The sequence below is a fragment of the Phreatobacter sp. genome (assembly GCF_052440005.1).
Classification (GTDB): domain Bacteria; phylum Pseudomonadota; class Alphaproteobacteria; order Rhizobiales; family Phreatobacteraceae; genus Phreatobacter.
The window spans coordinates 1-20590 of record NZ_JBQVQL010000082.1 but is presented as its reverse complement, the minus strand read 5'-3'; the positions used below and the strand labels follow the sequence as shown (position 1 = coordinate 20590).

Sequence of the window (20590 nt, the reverse complement as noted above, 5' to 3'; positions counted from 1 at the left end):
ATAGGCCGTGAAGGTCGCGCCGCCCGACTCGGCCAGCACCTTCGTGATCGCAGCCGTCAGCGACGTCTTGCCGTGGTCAACGTGACCAATCGTGCCGATGTTGCAATGCGGCTTATTGCGTTCGAACTTTTCCTTGGCCATCGGTCGTGGTCCTTCGGCTGCCAAAATACGGGCGTGCCCGCGGTGGGCGGTCGGTTACGGGTTTTCGCAGTTCTGTTCAAGTGCAAATTGGAGACGGTGGCGCGACATGACGCGCAGGCGGGCCGATCCGGGTGGAGCCCTTGCGCCGCCGCGGGGCTCTCGCCAAGATCGTTGCGCCGGCTCACGCCGCCCCATGATCCCCGTTTGCCACCGTCAGGGCCCGCCATGACAGCGTCCGCCGCGCCCCGCGGAACAGAGCCGCCGCGCATCGGCGCCATCGCGACCCTGCCGCTCTTCCACAAGCTCAGGGGGCGGCGCGTGGTGCTCGCGGGCAACAGCGAGGGCGCCTCCTGGAAGGCCGAGCTCCTCGCCGCAGCCGGATCCGACCTGCACGTCTTCGCGCCCGGCTCACCGGCCCGATTCCATCACGTCGCCGCCTCGGACGGGGGCGCCGTCCATGTCCATCCGCGCGCCTGGGAGCCGGCCGACCTCGCCGGTGCGGCACTGGCCGTCGCCGACGTCGAGAGCGACGAGGAAGCGGCGGCCTTCGTGACGGCAGCCCGCGCAGCGGGCGCCGTCGTCAACGTCGTCGACCGTCCGGCCTTCTGCGACGCCCAGTTCGGCGCCCTCGTGAACCGGTCGCCGCTGCTCGTCGCCATCTCGACCGACGGGGCGGCGCCGGTCTTCGGCCAGGCGGTGCGCGCGCGCATCGAGGCGCTGCTGCCGCCCGGTCTCCAGGCCTGGGCCCAGGCGGCGCGCGACTGGCGCCCGCTCGTCCAGGCCCGCGGTGCGGCCTTCGCGCGCCGCCGCGCCTTCTGGCAACGCTTTACAGACCTCGCCTTCGCCGCGCCGGAGCGCGCCCCGCAGGACGCGGACCGCGACGTCCTGATCGCCGGGCTCGACCGCCAGCAGGCCGCTCCGCCGGAAGGGCGCGTGCTGCTCGTCGGGGCCGGGCCGGGCGATCCGGACCTCCTGACGCTGAAAGCGCTGCGCGCCCTGCAGTCGGCCGACGTGATCCTCTACGACAACCTGATCACGGAGGGCGTGCTGGAACTCGCCCGCCGCGAGGCCCGGCGCGTCGCCGTCGGCAAGGTGGGCCACGGTCCCTCCGTCAGCCAGGCCGACATCAACGAGCTGATGGTGTCGCTCGCCCGCGAGGGCCGGACGGTGGTGCGCCTGAAGAGCGGCGATCCCGCCATCTTCGGCCGCGCCAACGAGGAGATGGCCGCCTGCCGGGCGGCGGGCGTGCCTTTCGCCATCGTGCCGGGAATCACCGCCGCCCAGGGCGCCGCCTCGGTGCTCGGCCTGTCGCTGACCGACCGCGACTTCGCCCAGCGCCTGCAATTCGTCACCGGCCACAGCCGCAAGGGGGAACTGCCGGAGACGATCAACTGGTCGGCCATCGCCGACCCCGCGGCGACGACGATCATCTACATGCCGCGCCACACGCTGCGCCGCTTCGCCGCGCGGGCGATGGAATCGGGCCTCGCCGGCGCGACCCCGGCGCTCGCCATCGCCGCCGCGACCCGGCCCGAGGAGGTGCATGTCGCCGCCGCCATCGCCGACTTGCCGGACCGGGTGGAGGAGCTGCCGGCCGCCCTCCCCGTTCTCGTCGTCATCGGCGAGGCGGTGCGGGGCGTGCGCGCGGCGGCAGCGGCTGGCGCGGCAGAGGTCAACGCGCCGGCGTGAGCGCCCGCGGGCGCTTGCGGCTCGGCCGAAGCGGTCGATGGCTGAAGGGCTGGAAAGCTGGAGCGGGTAGCGGGAATCGAACCCGCGTATTCAGCTTGGAAGGCTGCTGCTCTACCATTGAGCTATACCCGCGCCGAGACGGCGAGTGACCACATTTGCGCGTTCCGATCAAGAGGCGCCGGTCTGCCGTGCGCCCGGACCTCTTGCCGGCGGGGAAGGTTGCCGGCTTCATGACGGTCCCCTCCGCTCACCCGACGACGCGCCGCGGTCGCCCCTCCCCTTGATGCATCAGCCCGCCCGTCCGAAGCCCGCCGGAGCTCGCCTGTTCGCGCCCGCCGTCCCCCTGGCGATCACACAGATGATCGGCTGGGGAACCACGTTTTGGCTGCCCGCCGTCATGGTCGGCCCCCTGATCCGCGATCTCGCGATCTCGTCGGAGGCGGTCTTCGGCGGGATCACCATCATGCTTCTCGTCAGTGCCGCGGCCGGACCGCGATTCGGCCGGATCATCGATGGCGGCGGCATCCGCCGGGCCATGGTCGCGGGATCGGCCTGCCTGGCCCTGGCCATGGTCGCGCTGTCGCTCTCCCAGGGGCTCGCGGGCTATGTCCTGGCCTGGGTGCTGATCGGCATCGGCACGCCGCTCGCCCTCACCCAGGCGGCCGCGGCGGCGATGGCGCAGCTCGCGGGCCCGAAAGCGCGGCAGGCCATCGGGGTGCTGATGCTGCTGGGTGGCTTCGCCTCCACCGTGTTCTGGCCGCTCGCAGCCTTTCTCGATGCCACATACGGCTGGCGCACCATGTGCCTCGTCTTCGCCGCCATGCATCTCGTGGTCTGCGCACCGATCCACTTCATCCTGCTCGCGCCCCGGCCGGCCGAGGAACCGGTGCGGCCACAGCCGGCGCTGCGTCCCGCCGCTCCCCCGCTCACGGCGGAGAGGCGCCGTTCGGCCTTCATCCTCATGGCCACCGCCTTCTCGCTCCAGGGATTCATCACCTGGGGCCTGCCGCTGCAGGTCATCGAGATCCTCAAGGCCTATGGCCACTCGGTGGCCTTCGCCATCTTCGCCGGCAGCCTGATGGGGCCGGCCCAGGTGATCTCGCGCCTGGCGGAAGTGGTCTTCGGGCGGACCACCGGGATCCTCACCGTCGGTGTCGTCACCGCCGTCGTGATGCCCGTGGCGGTGGTGCTGCCGATCCTCGGGCCCGAGTCGGCCCTTCTGTGCGGCGCCTTCGTCATCGGTTATGGCATGTCGGCGGGCGCCATGACCGTCGTGCGGAGCGTCGCCCCCCTTGCCCTGTTCGGCAGGGAAACCTATGCGACGATGAGCGGCTGGCTGAGCCTGCCGCAGAACCTCGTCTTCGCCAGCGCGCCCATCGTCTACGCCTTCGTCATGCGCCACTGGGGCCCGACGCCCACCCTGCTGATGTCCTTCGGCGCGGCACTCGTGGCCCTTGGCACCATGGTCATGCTGGAGCGCCGCTTCCGGAACGATACGAGCGCCTGAAGCCGCCATCGCGCGAGAACGGGGCGGACTACCCGTTTGACGATAGTTGCGGATGAAACTAAAAGACTGGGAAACGCCAAGCGGAGGAACGCCATGACCCTGCAATATGTGACGGGCTTCGTGCCCACCGACGGCCGCGGCGGCGGCACGCTCCAGTACATGTCGGGCTTCGGCAATTCCTTCGAGACCGAGGCCCTGCCCGGCGCCCTGCCGATCGGCCGCAACTCGCCGCAGAAGTGCAATTACGGGCTCTATGCCGAGCAGCTCTCCGGTTCGCCCTTCACCGCGCCCCAGGCCACCAACCAGCGCTCCTGGCTCTACCGAATCCGCCCGTCTGTGAAGCATTCGGGCCAGTACCGGAAGGTGGACAAGGGCCTCCTGCGCACCGCCCCCGAGGCGCGGGGCGAAAGCGAGCTGCCGATCAACCAGCTGCGCTGGGACGCGACCCCGATCCCCACCGACCCCGTCACCTTCGTCAACGGCCTGTGGACGGTGACGACGGCGGGCGATTCGGACACGCAGGTCGGCATGGCCGCCCATGTGCTGGTCGTCACCCGCTCCATGGCCAACGAATACATGTTCAACGCCGACGGGGAGTTCCTCGTGGTGGCGCAGGAGAACCGGCTGCGCTTCCGCACCGAGTTCGGCGTCATCGAGATCGAGCCGGGCGAGATCTGCATCATCCCCCGCGGCGTCGTGTTCAAGGTCGAGCTGGTCGACGGCCCGGCACGGGCCTATGTCTGCGAGAACTACGGCGGTGCCTTCACGGTGCCGGACCGCGGCCCCATCGGCGCCAACTGCCTCGCCAATTCACGCGATTTCCTCACGCCCGTCGCGGCCTACGAGGATCGCGAGGAGCCCTCGACGATCTACGCCAAGTGGGGTGGCGAGCTCTATGCCGCCGCCATCGGCCAGTCGCCGCTGGACGTCGCCGCCTGGCACGGCAACTACTACCCCTACAAATACGACCTGCGGCACTTCTCGCCCGTCGGCCCGATCCTCTTCGACCATGCCGACCCCTCGATCTTCACGGTGATGACGGCGCCCTCCGAGACGCCCGGCACAGCGAATGTCGACTTCGTCATCTTCCCCGAGCGCTGGATGGTGGGCGAGAACACGTTCCGGCCGCCCTGGTACCACCGCAACCTGATGAGCGAATTCATGGGGCTCATCTACGGCGTCTACGACGCCAAGCCAGAGGGCTTCGTGCCCGGCGGCATGAGCCTGCACAACTGCATGCTGCCGCACGGGCCGGACATGACCGCCTTCGAACATGCGAGCAACGCCGAACTGAAGCCCACCAAGCTCACCGGCACCATGGCCTTCATGTTCGAGACGCGGTTTCCGCAGCGCGTGACGAAATGGGCCAGCGACCTGTCCACCCTGCAGCCGAACTACACCGACTGCTGGAAGGACCTGAAGAAGCACTTCGATCCGACGCGCAAGGACCCGAAGTAAGGCGAGCGGCGAGCGGGAGCAGCAAAGCCCCGTTCGCCACGCTCCCCTTCTGCTGGTCAGCTCACCACGGGCAGGTCGACGATGTCGTAGGCGTGGGCGATCGTCCTGTTCAGCACCGGGTCGATCAGCTCCATCTCGAAGCGTGCCGCCGGGCGGATGCCGCCGATGGCGCCGAGCGTGCCGCCGAACATCAGGGTGGCCGGCAGCAGTGTGTCGCGGCCGGTCCACTTGGCGATGAGATCGGCGGGCGGGCGCAGCTGGGCGAGAACGCCGTCCTGGTAGAGCACGCGCTCGCCGCCGATCACCGCGTGGGCGCGAAGCTGGAGCTGGTCCCAGTGGGGCGCCACCTCCTCGTACTTCCACAGGATGGTGCCGACCGGCTTGGCGCACATCTGCTTCGAGAGGGCGATGCCGTAGGTCTCGGCCTTGCGGTCGGTGTGGTCGGAGCCGACCGTCACCCACAGCCCGTCGGCGAGCGACAGGACGACCGGCTCGATCTCCCCGGAGGAATCGGGGCCGAGCACCTCGACGCGCCGGCTCTGCGTCACCAGCGAGGCGGCGCCGCGGTAGAACACCGGCACGGAGGACGGCGGCGGCACGCCGATGGCGGCGAGCTCGTGGATGTGGTGCTGGATCGCCGCCTCGTCGCGCCCGGCCCAGCCGGCGACGACCAGGGTCTCGAGTTCGACGGCGATGCGGTCTGAGCGGCCGGCGGCGTGGCGGGTGAAGGTCAGCATGGCGAAAGACATCCTCGAGGGCGACGCCGACCGATAGCGCGAGACGGGCCGCGCCGCCATGGCCCCGATGCGCTCTGCCCGTCGCAGGGCTGCAAGGCAGGCCCGCTAAGCTTAATGCCGGGCGGCGGTTGCCGTCGCCGGGGTCATGCGGTTTGATCCGCGCCGACGTCTTTCAGAGGGGACACGACAATGCAGCCGATGAGCGCCGGCATCACCAAGGCCGGGACCGGGATGGACGGGATCGTCTGGAATATTCTCGGTCAGACCTACGTGCCCAAGCAGGTCAGCGAGACCTCCATGTCCTGGCACGCCACCTTCCCGCCCGGCACCTTCGTGCCGCCGCACATCCACCCGACGCAGGACGAGTTCATCTACATGCTCGAGGGTCGTTTCGACCTCGTGCTGGAGGGCAAGGAGTTCGTGGCGACCGCCGGCGACCTCATCCGCCTGCCCATGGGCCTCGCCCACGGCATCTTCAACAAGACGGATCAGACCGTGAAGTGCTTCTTCTGGGTCTCGCCGACCCGCAAGCTCTACGACCTGTTCTGGGGCATCCATTCCCTGCCCGAACAGAACCCGGACGCCGTCGTGGCGCTCTCCGCCAAGCACGAGGTGGTCTTCCTGCCGCCGCCGCCCGGCGCGTGATCAGGACGGCGTCGCCCGCGCCTGTGCATAGGTGACGAGCGCGACACCGACGACGACCACGACAGCGCCCGCCCATGTGGCGGGCGCATAGTTTTCGCCGAGGATCAGCGTGCCGGCGACGAGCCCGACGGCCGCGGCGGCATAGCCGATCTGGCTGAGATAGACCGGCCCGCCCACCTGCTGGAGGCGGAAGAACATGGCGAGATTGGCCCCGGTGGCGACGATCTGCGCGATGATCAGCCCGGGCACGCCGAGCACCGCGGCAAGGCCCTGCACCCCCTCCCCCGACGCGAAGACGGATGCGAAGAGCAGCGCTGCCGCGACGAGGTTGATGGCGGAGGCGAGCGACAGGGAATCGGCTCCCGCCGGCCAGTTGTGCGAGCGGTAGACATTGCCGCAGGCGAGGCAGATCGGGATGCACAGCGCCAGCAGCACCCAGCGGAGCGAGGTGTCGCTGCCGGCCCCGTCGCCGCGGAAGGCGATGATGACGAGGACGCCGGCGAGGCCGACGACGATCCCGACGACACCGAGCAGCGGTGGGACGCGCCGCGCGACGACAGAGGCGACCGTCAGAGTCAGGATCGGCGAGAGAGCGAACATCATGCCCGCGAGACCGGCGCCGATCTTCGGAATCACCACGTAGATGATGAGGTTGGGGATGACGAAGGAGACCAGCGCGGCGATGAGGTAATAGACCCGGTGGCGCGGCGACGGCGCCCGGCCCCGCGCCACCGCGCCGATGGTCAGGAGGATGCTGGCGCCGAGCGTCGAGACGAAGACCCAGGAGGCCGGCTGGACGCCGGCGGCGGCCGCCAGCTTCTGCAGCGGCAGGGTCGCGCCGAGGCAGATCCCGCAGCCGAGAAGGAGAAGCGCGGCCTCGCGCATGCGGGCATTGGCGATCATGCAGGATCCGTCCGGGGGGCACGGCGGCCCCCGACCGTGTCGACAGGTCAGGCCGCCTTGCGGTTGACCTTGTCCTGCGAGAAGCCCGCCGTCGAGGCATAGCCGCGCACGATGGCCTTGCGCTCCTCGAAGGACAGCACCGTGTCGATGTCGGTGAAGCCGTCGGGCGCGCGCTCCTCCACCGCGTCGATGACGCCCTCGGGGCCGCCCTTGCGGTTCATGCGGACGATCTCGGCGGTCGGCGGCAGGCGCTCGCGCTCATAGGCCCAGAGTGCCTGGACCGGATGATCGGCGGAGACCAGGAGGTCAGCGAGGCAGCGGGCGTCGAGGATCGCCTGCGAGGCGCCGTTGGAGCCAACCGGATACATGGGATGGGCGGCGTCCCCGAGAAGCGTGACGCGGCCGTGGCTCCAGCGGGGCAGCGCGTCGCGGTCGCACATCGGATATTCCCAGAATTCGGGCGTCGCCTCGATCATCCGGCGGGCGTCGAGATAGGGCAGCGAGAAGCGCTTGAGGTAGGGCATGATGTCCTCGAACCGGCCGGGACGCGACCAGTCCTCGCGGCGCGGCGGCGTCGCGTTGTTCTCGCCGATCTTGGCGGCGATGGCCCAGTTGGTGAGCTTGCGGCCGGGCGCGAGACCCTCGGCGATCGGATAGATCACCAGCTTGGCGCTCATGCCGCCCGCGATCACCATGGAGCGGCCGGTGAGGAAGTCCGGCCAGTCCAGCGCGCCGCGCCAGAGCATGATGCCGTTCCACGCCGGCGGGCCCTCGCTCGGGAAGAGCGAGCGGCGGACGGTGGAGTGGATGCCGTCCGCGCCAATGAGCACGTCGCCATGGGCGGTGCGGACATGGCGGCCCTCGCGGTCGAAGAACCAGGCGGTGACGCCGCTCTCGTCCTGCTTCCAGGCGCCGAGCCGGTGGCCGGTGAAGATGCGGCTCTCGCCGAGCCGCGCCCTGACCGCCTGATGGATGACGGTCTGCAGGCGGCCGCGGTGGATGGAGAATTGCGGCACGTCGAAGCCGGCCTCGACCCCGCGCGGCTCGCGCCAGATCTCCTGGCCGAAACGGTTGGTGTAGATCAGCTCGTGCGTGCGGATGGCGACGTCGTCGAGCCGCGGCAAGAGGCCGAGCCCCGCGAGTTCCTTGATGGCATGCGGCAGGGTGTTGATGCCGACGCCGAGCTCGCGGATTTCGGAAGCCTGCTCGTAGACCTCGCAGCCGATGCCGCGCTCGGCGAGCATGAGGGCGGTGGTCAGTCCCCCGACGCCGCCGCCGACGATGATGGCCTTCATGGAACACTCCCCGACGCGAAGGCGAAAAAACGTGCCGGGATCATGGCTTGGGCCGGCCGGAGAGGCAAGGCCGCAGGGCCTCGCGGAGGGCGCGCGACGGCCCTGCGGCGATGCGACCTCGCGGTAAGGTTACGCCTGGTGCGCCCGCAGCCTTCCGCTGCGTCCAAGCCGCGTGTAGAGACGCGCCATGATCAGTTCCACCGCCCCCGCCGACGCCATTCTGGATGATGCTGCCCTGTGGCGCGACGCCGAGGGCCGGCCGACCTTCCGGCATCGCCCGAAGCTCATCGGGCCGGAGATCAGCTTCACCATCGAGGAGCGCGATCTCGCCTGGTCGGACGGACGGTCCTCCGGCCGGCTGCCGCTGCACCAGATCGAAAGCGTCCGGCTCGTCTTCCGCCCGGCCAATCTCTACACCCGTCGCTACCGGGTGGAGGTGCGCCAGCGGCTCGGCAAGAAGATCTGGTTCTCCAACGTCTCCTGGCGCGGCATGGTCGAGATCGAGGCCCATGACGCGCCCTTCGCCGCCTTCGTGCGCGCGCTCTGCGCCACCATCGCCCGCACTTCGCCCAAGGCAAGTTTCATCGCCGGCGAGCCGGCCTGGCGCTACGTGATCATCGCGGCGACGACGGCGGGCCTCGCCGTCTCGCTCGCCTATCTGACGATCCAGGCCATCCGTGCCGTCAACTGGGGCCTGATGGGCCTGGTCGTCTTCATCGGCGGCTACACGGTGTGGCAGATGTCGCTGTGGCTGACCAAGAACAGGCCCGACAGCTTCAACCCGCTGGACCCGCCGGCCATCCTCCTGCCGAACGTGAAACCCGGGGCCTGAGACGCCTCAGCCCTTGTCGCCGCGCAGGGTGATGGCGTCGCCGACGAGGTCGCGCACGTCCGGCCGCGGCGCGCCGATATAGGGCAGCGGGCGCGACACCGCGATGGCGGTGATGCCGAGGCGGGCGGTGAGAAGACCGTTCAGCACCCCCTCCCCCAGCTTGGCGGAAAGCTTCGCCGCAAGCCCGTGGCCGACGATCTGGTCGAGCACCGTGTCGCCCGCCGCCATGCCCCCGGTCACCGCCATATGGGCGAGCACGTGGCGCATGAGCTTGAACATGCCGAGCGTGCCGGGCCGGCCGCCATAGAGTTCGGCGATGCGCCGGATGAGCCGGACGGCGGTGGCGAAGACCATGGCAAGGTCCACCGCCGCCCGCGGGCTGACGGCGGTGACGACGGAGACGCGGCGCGCCGCCTCGGCGACGAGGCGCGTGGCCTCGCGGTCGAGCGGCTCGATGAGCTCGCGCTCGACGATGCGCAGGCGCTGGGCGCCGTCGATGATGCCCTCGGCGAAGGCGGCCTGGACGGCGGTGCGGCCGCGCGCGGTGCGGGCATTGCCGGCCATGGCGGCGAGGAGATCGCCCGCGACCCGTGCGGCCGCCTGATCGTCCTTGTCCAGAAGCGCGCGCGCCGCCCGTTCGCGCAGCGTGTCGAGGCGGGCGAGGCTGCGCAGGGCGAAGACCTCGCGGGCGAGGAGCGCGAGGCCACCGACGAGGAACAGGACGAGGGCCGCGACGCCCGCCCAGCCGAGCCAGGCGGCGCGGGTGAAGAGGTCGTCGATCAGCGTCGATACGGCGATGCCGAAGGCGAGCGAGACGAGACCGCCGAGTCCGGTCCAGAACAGGCGCGTCCACAGACTGGCGCGCCCGGGAGGCCGCGCGGCCTCCTCCGCGATCACCGTCTCCGGCGGCCGGTCGACCACCGGGGCGTCGCTTGGCGGGGCGATCTCGACCGCGTCGGACTCGAGGTCGAAGACCTGCGGCTTCAGGGTCGGTCCCTTGCTCATGCCAGCCGGTCTCCGATGAGGAATTCCACCGCCCGGTCGAGGCGGATGTGCGGCAGGGCCTGGGCGGGATCGGCCTTCGGCGGCAGGAAGCGGACGAAGCGGTAGTCTTCGCCGCGGAAGGCGTCGGGCCCGGCGAAGAGGCCCGAGGGATCGGCCGGCAGCTCGCCCGGGAACACCGCCACCTCGCGCGCGCCGTCGAAGGCCTCGCCGCCCGCCTGTTCGCCGGGCATGGGCGTACCGACGATACAGGCAAGGCTCTGGCCGCGGCGGGTGACGGTCGTCTCGCGCGTGGCGCGGAGGGAAGCGAGCGCGATGGGCTCGACGCGCGCGCCCGCGAACTCGGCGCGGCGGATGGCCCGGTCGGTCAGGCGCTTCAGCAGGGCCTCGAGCCGGTCGTGGCTCGTCTGGTGCAGGTGGTCGGCCTTGGTGGCGGCGAAGAGGATGCGGTCGATGCGCCGCGCCAGCATGGAGGACAGGATGGAGTTGCTGCCCGGCCTGAAGGCGGTCAGCACGTCGGCGAGTGCCAGTTCGAGGTCGGCGAGCGCCGCCGGACCGGCATTGAGGGCGGCGAGCGCATCGACCAGCACGACCTGCCGGTCGAGCGTGGCGAAGTGGTTGGCGTAGAACGGCATCACCACCAGCCGCTTGTAGCTCTCGAAGCGCTTCTCCATCAGCGCGGCGAGACTGTCGCCGGCCGGCTCGCGGCCCGCGAGGTCGAGGGGGGCGAAGGTGAGTGCCGGCGAGCCCTCCATCTCGCCGGGGAGCAGGAAACGCCCGGGCGGCAGGGTGGAGAGCGAGACGCGCTCGTCGCGGCAGGATTTCAGGTAGCGCGTGAAGGCGTCGGCGAGGCGCCGGGCCTCGGCCTCGCCACCCTTGCCGAAGGGCTCGACCTCGGCGGTGGCGGCCAGCCATTCCTCGGCGAGCGCCGCACGCGGCGGGCGGCGGGCCGCCTCGATGCTGCGGCGGGACCATTCCGCATAGGACTGCGCGAGCAGCGGCAGGTCGAGCAGCCACTCGCCGGGATAGTCGACGATGTCCAGGGTGAGCGTCTTTTCGGTGCCGCGCATGAACCCGGAATTCGACGCGAAATCAATGGCGAGGCGGATTTCGCTGATGCGCTTTGTGCCCTCCGGCCATTCGCGCGGTCCAGTGAGCGTCGCGAGGTGGTCCTCGTAGGGAAAGCGTGGAATGCCGTCGTCGGGCTGCGGCTCCAGACGCACGCGCGCGATGCGTCCCTGCGCCTGCGGCTCGAAGACCGGCCAGCGCGAGGCCGTGAGCAGGCCGTGCACGAGCGACGTGATGAAGACCGTCTTGCCCGAGCGCGACAGGCCGGTGACGCCGAGCCTCAGGGTCGGGTTGACCCAGTCGGTCGCATAGGCCGCGATGGACCGCGCCGCGAGCCGCGTCTCGTTCATCCACCCGGTCCAGACCATCTACTCGGCCTCGCTGTCGAGGTCGCGCGGCGCCGTGAACGAGACCAGCGTGCCGCAGCCGGGGGTGAGGTCGCGCCAGGTGTCGATGGCGCAGTCGATCACCGCGAGCCCGCCCGTCGGGTACTTGCGCGAGATGCGCCGGCGCTGGTCGGCCGGCCCATCGGCGACGAGGTCCGCGCAGAGCGTCTCGATGCCGGGATTGTGGCCGACGAGGAGGAGCGTACCGACCTCGTCGGCCGTCTCGCGGATGACGTTGGCGAGTTCATAGGCCGGCGCCTCGTAGATCCGGCCGTCCTGCTCGCCGGGGGGAAGCTGGACAAGCCCTGCACTCGCCAGCGCCCAGGTCTCGACGGTGCGGGCGGCGGGCGAGACGACGACACGGTCGGGGACGAGGCCACGATCGATGAGCAGGCGGCCCATGAGGGGCGCGGCACGGCGCCCGCGCGCGGCGAGCGGGCGCTCGAAATCGACCATGCCGGCCGGCCAGTCCGATTTCGTGTGCCTCAACAGGATCAGCCGGCGCATCGTGCTCCCCATGGCCGTCATGTGCCCCCTGGCGAGCGCCGGGGCAAGGGCCGGGGGCTCAACCCGGCTGCCGCGCGCGGCGTTCGGACCAGATGAGATAGAGACCGCTGGCGACGATGATCGCCGCCCCGAGAAAGACCTGGGGCCCAGGAATGACCGAAAAGACGAACCAGCCGGCGGCCACCGACCATAGCAGCTGGGTGTATTGCACCGGCGCCGAAACAGAGGCCGAGGCGAAGCGGAAGGCCATCAGCATGAAGGATTGCGCGACGAGCTGGATGACCGCGTTGAGGGCAATCACCCCGAGCAGCCAGAGCGGCACCGGCTGCCAGCCTGGAATGGCGAAGCACAGTGCGATGATGCAGATGAAGAGGTTGAAGTAGAAGAGGACGGACAGCGTCCCCTCGGTCTTGCCGAGCGCGCGGATGGCGACCATGGCGGCGCCCCAGGTGGCGGCGGAGAGCACCGCGAGCAGCGCGGCGATCGAGACGCCTTCGGGACCCGGACGGATGATGACGAGGGCGCCGAGGAAGCCGACGGCGACGGCGATCCAGCGGTTGAGGCCGACCGGCTCGCGCAGCACGAGGCCGGAGAGCGCCACCACGAAGAACGGGGTGACGAAGAGGATGGCGGTCGCCACCGGCAGGTCGAGTTCGCGCAGGGCCTCGAAATAGGCGAAGACGGACACGGCGGACAGGCTCGCCCTGAACAGGTGAGCGAAGGGGCGGCGCGTGACGATGGTGCCCCGGCCGCGCAGCATCTGCACGAGGATGATGGGCGTCAGGATGGCGATGCCGGAGGCGCTGCGCAGCGCCATGATCTGCCAGCTCGGCAGTTCGGTCACGATGATCTTGAGGATCGTGTCGGCGACCGAGACGAGCGTGAAGCAGACGAACTGGGCGGCAATGGCGGCGAGCGGCCGTTCGGCCGTCTGGGGGGGCATGGCGCTTGTCTCCGCGCGTCTGCCCGCCATCAACCGGGTTCGGCGGGTCTTGCCAAGACCGATCGGCACATGACGCCCCTGCCGGAGCAGGGGCTGTGCGTCAGCCCTGCCGCTCGGGGGTATGGATGATCAGGCCGGCCATGGCGTCGGTGACCTTGATCTGGCACGACAGGCGCGAGGTCGGCTTCACGTCGAAGGCGAAGTCGAGCATGTCCTCCTCCATGTGGGAGGGCTCGCCGGTCGCTTCCTTCCAGGCGTCGTCGACATAGACGTGGCAGGTGGCGCAGGCGCAGGCGCCGCCGCATTCGGCGACGATGCCGGGAATGCCGTTCTTGATGGCGGCTTCCATCACGGTGGAGCCGGCAGCGGCTTCCACCGGACGCTTCTCGCCAGCGTGGTCGATGAAGATGATCTGAGGCATCGGCTCCCTGCCCTTCGCGTAACGTCGGCGGACCCGGCAGGTCCCGACACGAAGAAACCGCCGCTACGGCCGCGCGGCGGTTCCCATGGACGATCACATAGCGAAAGGCATGCCCGTCCGCCAGAGGCGGGCGGGCATTCCTTCCGCGCGAGCGGGCCGCGTCAGGCGGCGCGCAGCAGCGTGGCGATGAAGCCGTTGGCCTCGGCAACCGCGCTCTCGAGGCGGGCGAGGTCGTCCCAGGCGCGCGAGGAGAGGTGGTCGACCTGGTCGCATTCGACCGCCTCGGCCGCCTGGGCGACGCCGAAGGCGCCGATGCCGAGGGCCGAACCCTTCAGCGTATGGGCGGCCTCGGCCCAGGTCTTGGCGTTGGTGGCGTTGCGCAGCCGCTCCAGCATGGTGCGAGACTGACGCTCGAAGAGCACCAGCACCTCGCGCTCGAGGTCGTGGTCGCCGAAGGTCTGCCGCGACAGATGGGTGAGATCGACGGGCAGGCTGCTGCCCAGATGGTCGTCCGACATGATACGCGCCATGGTCATTGAGTCCCCTGTTGACGAAGGCCGCCCCTCAGCGGCCGGTTCTGCCTGCGGGGGAGTTTGATCCTCCCCTCGTCCCTATGCGCCGACCATGGCGGCGGGCGGGCCAAAGAGGGGTTAAAGTCAGCCGGTTTCGCCGCGAATTCGAGCGATTCGGTTGACCGAGGGTAAACGGGGTTTCGACCTCAGCGGATGCCAGGCGGCGGCTCCAGACCGACGGCGCGGTACCCCTTCGCCGTCAGCTTGCAGACCAGCCAGTCCGGCTTGACGGGGTTGGTGAACCAGGGCTCGGCCCATCCGGCGGCGAGGCAGGCGCGGATGGTCGCCTTCGGCACCTCGCGTCCGCCGGCGTCGAACAGGGGAAGTTTTCCACCGGGCTGGTCGGCTCCGCGGACGAGCCAACGGCGCTGCACCGGGCTCGGTTCGGGCGAGGAGGACGCGACGGCACCCGGCTTGCCGCGGCCTCCTGCAGGACGGCCTTCGTCGGTCATGGTTACCTATCCGTTAACGATGAATCCGAAACTGCGGCTCCGACAGGTTTCAATCCTTAGGACCCCCCGGTAGATTACATGCTGCGGCGGACTGTTGTCTGCCATCCGTGTTGTTGCGTCCAAGAGGCACTTGGGGCGCAACCTCCGGGTGGACGAAAGACGGTCGGCAGTCAGAGGATGCGGGCGACACCATGGCGAACACTCCGAAGAAGGCGCAGGATCCGGCCGAGGCGGCCCTCGCGGCCATCCAGGACGCACTGAACCTGGCGAGCGAAGACCAGGCGAAGACGGCGACGCGGACCGGCGGGCGCGACGGCGCCTCGCGCAGCTCCAGCGAGGCGATGCGGGTCGACGAGGACCTCTTCGCCGATGCCCGCCGCTCCGACCAGGTGGTCTCGCCCTCCCAGCCGCCGGCCAACGACGACCGGCGCGACCTCGCCCAGATGCTGGAGCGCCTGTCGCGACGCCCCTCCACCGCGCCGCTGTGGACCGCGGCCCTCCTCTCCATCGCCTGGCTCGGCGCAGGCCTTGCCATCGCCTCCCGCGTCTACGGCTCCGCCCTGCCCGACCCGCTGGCGCCGCAGACCCTGACGCTCGCCGCCGTGCTGCTGCTGCCGGTGATGTTCTTCTTCGTCATGGGCGCGCTCATCCGCCGTTCCCAGGAAATGCGCATCGTCGCCCAGGGCATGAGCGAGGTCGCATTGCGGCTCGCCGAGCCCGAGACGGTGGCGCGCGAGGCCGTGGTCTCGGTCGGCCAGGCGATCCGCCGCGAGGTCGCCGCCATGGGCGATGGCGTCGAGCGGGCGCTGGCCCGCGCCGGCGAGCTCGAGACCCTCGTCCACAACGAGGTGGCTTCCCTCGAGCGCGCCTACAGCGACAACGAGCTGCGCGTGCGCGCCCTCATCGAGGAACTCGTCACCCAGCGCGAGGCCATCGTCACGAATGCGGAGCGCGTGCGCTCCTCCATGACCGGCGTCCACGAGCAGGTGGCCAGCCAGATCGCCGATGCCGGCGACCAGCTCGCCCGTCGCATCGACGAGTCCGGCATGCGCGTCACCTCCTCGCTCGGCGAGAAGGCGGAAGCCATCACCCTGGCGCTCGGCCGCGCCGGCGACACCATGATCGACCAGATCCAGCTGCGCGGCTCCGACATCGTCGACCGCCTCGCCTCCACCAGCGACGAGGTCACCCGCGCCCTGTCGACGACCGGCGACCGCGTCACCTCCGTGCTGACCGACACCGGCAACATCGTCACCGTGACCATGGCCGAGACCGGCACGAGCATGGCGGCCAAGCTGTCCGAGACCGGCACGGCGATGACCAATCACCTGGCGCTCACCAGCGCCGAGATCACCCAGGCCATCGCCTCCCGCTCCGACGAGGTGTCGGCGCGCCTGAAGGAGACCGGCGACAGTCTGGTGACCGAGCTGACGGCCCGCACCGGCGAGGTGTCGCAGACGCTGCGCACGACCGGCGTGACGCTCATCTCCGAACTGTCGACCCGCGGCGACTATGTCGCCTCGACCATCCGCGACACCGGCGTCACCCTGGTCGCCGAACTCTCGACGCGCGGCGGCGAGGTCACGACCACCCTGCGCGAGACCGGCGAGGCCTTCGTCTCCGAGCTGTCGCTGCGCGGCAACGAGGTCACGAGCCGCCTGAAGGACACCGGCGAGAGCCTCGTCTACGAACTCTCGACCCGCGGCGGCGAGGTCAATTCGGTGCTCAAGTCGACGGCCGAGACCCTGGTCTACGAGCTGGCGACCCGCGGCGGCGAGGTCACCACCACCCTGCGCGAGACCGGCGAGGCCTTCGTCTCCGAGCTGTCGCTCCGCGGCAACGAGGTGACGACGCGCCTGCGCGACACCGGCGAGCGCCTGGTGGGCGAGCTCACCGAGCGCGGCTCGGAGGTCGTCAACAAGCTCGACTCCACCGGCAGCTACGTTGCCGAGACCATCACCGTGCGCGGCGGCGCCCTCGCCGACCGCATCGCCGAGACCGGTGACAAGCTGCACCAGACCGTCACCACCCACGGCGACGAGCTCGACAAGCGCCTGGCCGTCACCGGCCAGCTCATCGCCGAGGCCATCACCCAGCGCACCGCCGAAGCCAAGAACGCCATCGGCGACGTCGGCATCCAGGTCGTCGAAAGCCTCACCGAGAAGGCGCAGGACGTGCAGCTGGCCCTCCACCGCGCCAGCGAGACGGTCACCACCGCCATTTCGGAGCGGACCGCCAACCTGCGCCAGGAGATCGAGCTTGCCGGCACCGACGTGCTGTCGACCTTCGCCACCCAGGGCACCGACCTCACCCAGCGCATCGGCGACATCGGCGCCCAGGTGACCAACGCCCTCGCCCTGCGCGGCGAGGAGGTCACCAGCCAGCTGCGGCGCGTGGCCGGCGAGATCACCGAGACCGCCACGGTCCAGGGCGAATCCGTCGTCACCCGCATCGCCCAGAACGTCGTGGCGCTCGACGACGCCATCAACCGCCACACCTCCGGCTTCGAAACCCGCGTCGCGGCCCATGCCGCGAGCCTCGAGGATTCGATCAGCCGCTACGCGGAGAGCTTCGAGACGCGGGTCGCCGCCCATACGAGCGGGCTGGCGGACGCCTTCAACCGCTACACCAGCGGCTTCGAGACGCGCCTCGGCGAACAGGCGGCCCAGCTCGAGGACGCCTACGGCCGCTACACCAGCGGCTTCGACGCCCGGATCGGCGAACATGCGGCCGGCCTCGCGGAGGCCTATGCCCGCTACACCAACGGCTTCGAGACGCGCATGGGGGCCCAGGCCGCCGGCCTCGAGGACGCCTTCCTGCGCTACACCTCGGGCTTCGACACCCGTATCGGCCAGCATGCGGTCAATCTGGAGGACGCCATCGTCCGCCAGACCTCGCAGTTCGAGGGTCGCGTCGGACACTACGTGACGACCCTCGACGATACGATGAGCCGCCATACCGCCCAGTTCGAGGGCCGGGTCGGCCACTACGCCACCGCCATCGACGAGACGATGGGCCGGCACACCGCCCAGTTCGAGAGCAAGGTCGGTCACTACGCGACCGCCATCGACGAGACGATGGAGCGTCATACCGCCCAGATCGAGAGCAGGGTCGGTCACTACGCGACGGCCATCGACGAGACGATGGGACGTCACACCGCCCAGTTCGACGGCCGCCTTGGCCACTACGCCACGCTCATCGACGAGACGATGGGCCGTCACACCGTCCAGTTCGAGGGCCGCGTCAGCCACTATGCCGGCGCGCTCGAGGAGGCGATCGGCCGCCATGCCAACGAGTTCGAAGGCCGCGTGTCGCAGCACGCCACCGGCCTCGACGAGGCGATCCTGCGCCATACCGCGTCCTTCGAGGGCCGGGTCGCGCACTACGCCACGACGCTGGAGGATTCCGTCAGCCGCCACGCCCTCAACCTCGAGGATGCGGTCGGCCGCCTGACCGGCGACTTCGAGAGCCGCGTCGGCGCCCATGCCTCGCTCCTCACCGAGCAGGTCGCCAACCACACCGCCCTCCTCGACCACAAGCTCACCGGCCACATCTCCGCGCTCGACGAGACCATCTCGGGCAAGGGCGTGGCGCTGGCCGACCGGATCGCCGGCGACGCACGCGAGTTCGCCGAGCGGGTCGCCCGTCAGTCGGGAGAGATCACCGAGGCCCTGGACGGGCGCCTGGCGCGCATCGACCAGGCCCTCGACACCCGCGCCCAGGCCTTCAACGAGACCCTGGCCAACCGCACGCTCGAACTCGCCAAGGTGCTCGGCGAGGGCGGCAAGGCGGTGACCGAGGCGCTGGAGAACAAGTCGGCGGAGATCACCTACAACCTCACCTCGAAGTCGGACGAGATCACCCAGACGCTGACCTCCAAGTCGGACGAGATCGCCAACAACCTGGCGACGCGCTCCTTCGAGATCGCCTCGAACCTGGCCACCAAGTCGGACGAGATCGCCTCGAACCTCACCTCGAAGTCGGACGACCTCGCCCGCCTGCTCAACGACAAGTCGGACCAGATCGTCTTCAACCTGACGACGCGGTCGGAGGAAATGGCGCGCAACCTCGCCACCACCTCGGAGGACATCGCGCAGAACCTGGCGACCCGGTCTGAGGAGATGGCGCGCAACCTCGCCACCACCTCGGAGGACATCGCCCAGAACCTCGCCGCGCGGTCGGAGGACATCACCCGTGTCCTCTCCGACAAGTCGGCGGACGTGACCTACACGCTCGCTTCCAAGTCCGGCGAGATCACCCGCCTGCTCACCGACAAGTCGGAGGAGGTCGCCTATGCGCTGGCGGCCAAGTCGGACGAGATCACCCGTCTCCTCTCCGACAAGTCCATCGAGGTCACCTACACCCTGACCTCCAAGTCGGACGAGATCACCCGCCTCCTCAGCGAGAAGTCGGACGAGGTGACCTACACCCTCACCTCGAAGTCCGACCACATCACCGCGACGCTGTCGAACAAGGCGGAGGAGATCAACCGCACCCTCGGTGGCCGTGCTCTCGAAGTGGCCGAGACGCTCGACACCCGCGTCGCCCGCTTCGAGGAGGTCGTGGTCGGCCGGCTCGAGCTGGTCTCGCAGACGCTCGACGCCCGCGGCTCGCACATCGCCGAGACCCTCACCGAGAAGGTCGAGGCGGTCACCCAGACCCTGCGCGCCAACGCCGACGACGTGGAGCGCACGCTCTCCGTCATCTCGAACGACATCACCCAGGGCCTCTCGACCCGCGTGAACGAGATCAACGCGGTGCTCGGCGCCCGTTCAGCCGAGCTCGCCTCGCTGCTCGACGACCGCGGCAACAACCTCGTCACCCGCCTCGGCGACAACGGCATGCAGATCACCAACGAGGTCAGCCGCGTCGGCGACATCGTGGTGCGCGCGCTGGAGAACCGCGGCGGCGCCATCGCCGAGGTCATCGGCCAGAAGGGCGCTGAGATCACCCGCGTCCTGTCGCAGACCGGCATCGACGTCACCCGCGGCATCTCCGACTCCAGCGAGCAGGCCGCGCGCATCCTGGCGGAGAGCTCCGAGCAGCTGCGCAGCCAGATCGAGACCGACACCCGCGACTCGGTGGTCGCCCTCACGGCGACCAACGAGCAGCTGCGCGGCGAGATCGGTTCGATCCTCGCCCGCCTCGGCGAGACCAACGGCTCGATCCGCGCGGTCGCCGCGCAGACCGAGCAGTCGCTGGCGGCGATCAACGACCAGCTGGCCGAGCGCATCGGCCAGTTCGCCTCCTCGGCCGAGACGGCGTCCACCGCCGCCGAGACCTCGACGCGGATGCTCAACGGCCAGATAGGCCAGCTCACCCACGTGGCCGGCACGGTGCTCCGCGACGTCTCCTCGCTCACCGAGCGCTTCGACAACCAGGCACGCCTCCTCGGGGCGGCAGCCGAGCAGGTGGAGGAGATGCAGCACCGTCTCGACGCCTCCTTCGACGGCCGCCGCGAGGTCATCGAGGCGCTGGTCCACCACCTCGCCTCCAAGACCGAGGACATGGACAACCTGGTGAAGAGCTTCACCGGCCTCCTGGACGACAATCTCGGCGTCGCCGAGAATCGTGCCCGCGAGATCGGCCGCGTGCTCGTCGAATCGACCAACCAGACGACCCAGGCCATCGGTGAGCAGGCGGAAACGCTGCGCCTCGCCACCGGCAAGGAGCGCGAGCGCACGACCCACGCCATGCGCTCGGCCTACGAGCAGGCGACGCACGAGATGCACGCCCTGTTCCGCGAGGCCGCGGAGCGCTTCGAGACCCTCACTTCGGGCATGAAGGCGATGAGCAGCGAGATCCAGCGGGAGCTCGCGGAGACGCGGGACCAGCTGTCGCGCGGCATGATCGAAATCCCGAAGGAGACGCAGGAAAACGCCGCCGCCATGCGCCGCGTCGTGGCCGACCAGATCAAGGCCCTGGCCGAGCTGAACGACATCGTCGCCAAGTCCGGTCGCGCGTTCGACGTGAGCGAGCCCGCGCCGACGGCCCGCCGGCCCGCGCGGGACGAGAGCCCCCTGCCCCTGCGT

General features: G+C 70.0%; 17 protein-coding genes and 1 tRNA gene. 6 read left to right on the top strand and 12 right to left on the bottom strand.

From position 1 onward, the window contains the following. The coding region (locus ACT6XY_RS17695; protein WP_249688973.1) for a GTP-binding protein at positions 1-141 on the bottom strand (141 nt) is incomplete at its 3' end. A 225-nt stretch (positions 142-366) separates the two neighbouring features. Here ACT6XY_RS17695 and cysG point away from each other — a divergent pair. Next, positions 367-1830, top strand: a complete 1464-nt coding sequence (cysG, locus tag ACT6XY_RS17690) for a siroheme synthase CysG (protein ID WP_444749647.1) — start codon at positions 367-369, stop codon at positions 1828-1830. 58 nt (positions 1831-1888) lie between these two features. Here cysG and ACT6XY_RS17685 read toward each other — a convergent pair. Continuing rightward, positions 1889-1962 (bottom strand) — tRNA-Gly (locus ACT6XY_RS17685). A gap of 226 nt (positions 1963-2188) precedes the next feature. On the opposite strand from ACT6XY_RS17685, the gene ACT6XY_RS17680 reads away from it, so the two are divergent. Together ACT6XY_RS17680 and hmgA are read left to right on the top strand one after the other, a co-directional pair. Then, the gene (locus ACT6XY_RS17680; RefSeq protein ID WP_444749646.1) at positions 2189-3337 is read left to right on the top strand and encodes an MFS transporter; all 1149 of its coding nucleotides are present in this window, start codon (positions 2189-2191) and stop codon (positions 3335-3337) included. A gap of 93 nt (positions 3338-3430) precedes the next feature. Beyond that, positions 3431-4795, top strand: a complete 1365-nt coding sequence (hmgA, locus tag ACT6XY_RS17675) for a homogentisate 1,2-dioxygenase (RefSeq protein ID WP_444749645.1) — start codon at positions 3431-3433, stop codon at positions 4793-4795. Between the two features lie 56 nt (positions 4796-4851). Here the strand turns inward: hmgA and ACT6XY_RS17670 are convergent, their stop codons facing one another. Further along, complete coding sequence (locus tag ACT6XY_RS17670) at positions 4852-5532, bottom strand: DUF2848 domain-containing protein (protein WP_444749644.1); 681 nt, start codon at positions 5530-5532, stop codon at positions 4852-4854. A gap of 189 nt (positions 5533-5721) precedes the next feature. Here ACT6XY_RS17670 and ACT6XY_RS17665 point away from each other — a divergent pair, with 189 nt between their 5' ends. Beyond that, positions 5722-6177: a cupin domain-containing protein gene (locus tag ACT6XY_RS17665; protein WP_444749643.1), complete on the top strand. Its 456-nt coding sequence runs from the start codon at positions 5722-5724 to the stop codon at positions 6175-6177. Here ACT6XY_RS17665 and ACT6XY_RS17660 read toward each other — a convergent pair whose 3' ends face one another. Continuing rightward, positions 6178-7080 (bottom strand): DMT family transporter, encoded by a 903-nt coding sequence (locus ACT6XY_RS17660; protein ID WP_444749642.1) that lies wholly within the window; start codon positions 7078-7080, stop codon positions 6178-6180. Between the two features lie 47 nt (positions 7081-7127). After that, complete coding sequence (locus ACT6XY_RS17655) at positions 7128-8375, bottom strand: flavin-dependent oxidoreductase (RefSeq protein WP_444749641.1); 1248 nt, start codon at positions 8373-8375, stop codon at positions 7128-7130. A 187-nt stretch (positions 8376-8562) separates the two neighbouring features. On the opposite strand from ACT6XY_RS17655, the gene ACT6XY_RS17650 reads away from it, so the two are divergent. Further along, positions 8563-9207, top strand: coding sequence for a hypothetical protein (locus ACT6XY_RS17650; protein ID WP_444749640.1), 645 nt, complete (start codon positions 8563-8565; stop codon positions 9205-9207). A gap of 6 nt (positions 9208-9213) precedes the next feature. Here ACT6XY_RS17650 and ACT6XY_RS17645 read toward each other — a convergent pair whose 3' ends face one another. The 7 genes from ACT6XY_RS17645 to ACT6XY_RS17615 form a co-directional block, all read right to left on the bottom strand. Beyond that, positions 9214-10212, bottom strand: a complete 999-nt coding sequence (locus ACT6XY_RS17645; RefSeq protein WP_444749639.1) for a YcjF family protein — start codon at positions 10210-10212, stop codon at positions 9214-9216. Then, the gene (locus ACT6XY_RS17640) at positions 10209-11645 is read right to left on the bottom strand and encodes a YcjX family protein (protein WP_444749638.1); all 1437 of its coding nucleotides are present in this window, start codon (positions 11643-11645) and stop codon (positions 10209-10211) included. The genes ACT6XY_RS17645 and ACT6XY_RS17640 overlap by 4 nt, the downstream gene beginning before the upstream one ends. Beyond that, complete coding sequence (locus ACT6XY_RS17635) at positions 11646-12170, bottom strand: SixA phosphatase family protein (protein WP_444749637.1); 525 nt, start codon at positions 12168-12170, stop codon at positions 11646-11648. A 58-nt stretch (positions 12171-12228) separates the two neighbouring features. Continuing rightward, positions 12229-13113 carry a DMT family transporter gene (locus tag ACT6XY_RS17630; protein ID WP_444749636.1) on the bottom strand — a complete coding sequence of 295 codons (885 nt, stop codon included), beginning with the start codon at positions 13111-13113 and terminating at the stop codon, positions 12229-12231. 100 nt (positions 13114-13213) lie between these two features. After that, the gene (locus ACT6XY_RS17625; protein ID WP_444749635.1) at positions 13214-13534 is read right to left on the bottom strand and encodes a 2Fe-2S iron-sulfur cluster-binding protein; all 321 of its coding nucleotides are present in this window, start codon (positions 13532-13534) and stop codon (positions 13214-13216) included. Positions 13535-13695: 161 nt separating this feature from the next. Beyond that, the gene (locus ACT6XY_RS17620; RefSeq protein ID WP_444749634.1) at positions 13696-14064 is read right to left on the bottom strand and encodes an Hpt domain-containing protein; all 369 of its coding nucleotides are present in this window, start codon (positions 14062-14064) and stop codon (positions 13696-13698) included. Positions 14065-14252: 188 nt separating this feature from the next. Then, positions 14253-14558: a hypothetical protein gene (locus ACT6XY_RS17615; protein WP_444749633.1), complete on the bottom strand. Its 306-nt coding sequence runs from the start codon at positions 14556-14558 to the stop codon at positions 14253-14255. 191 nt (positions 14559-14749) lie between these two features. Here ACT6XY_RS17615 and ACT6XY_RS17610 point away from each other — a divergent pair. After that, the coding region (locus ACT6XY_RS17610; protein WP_444749632.1) for an apolipoprotein A-IV repeat region-like domain-containing protein at positions 14750-20590 on the top strand (5841 nt) is incomplete at its 3' end.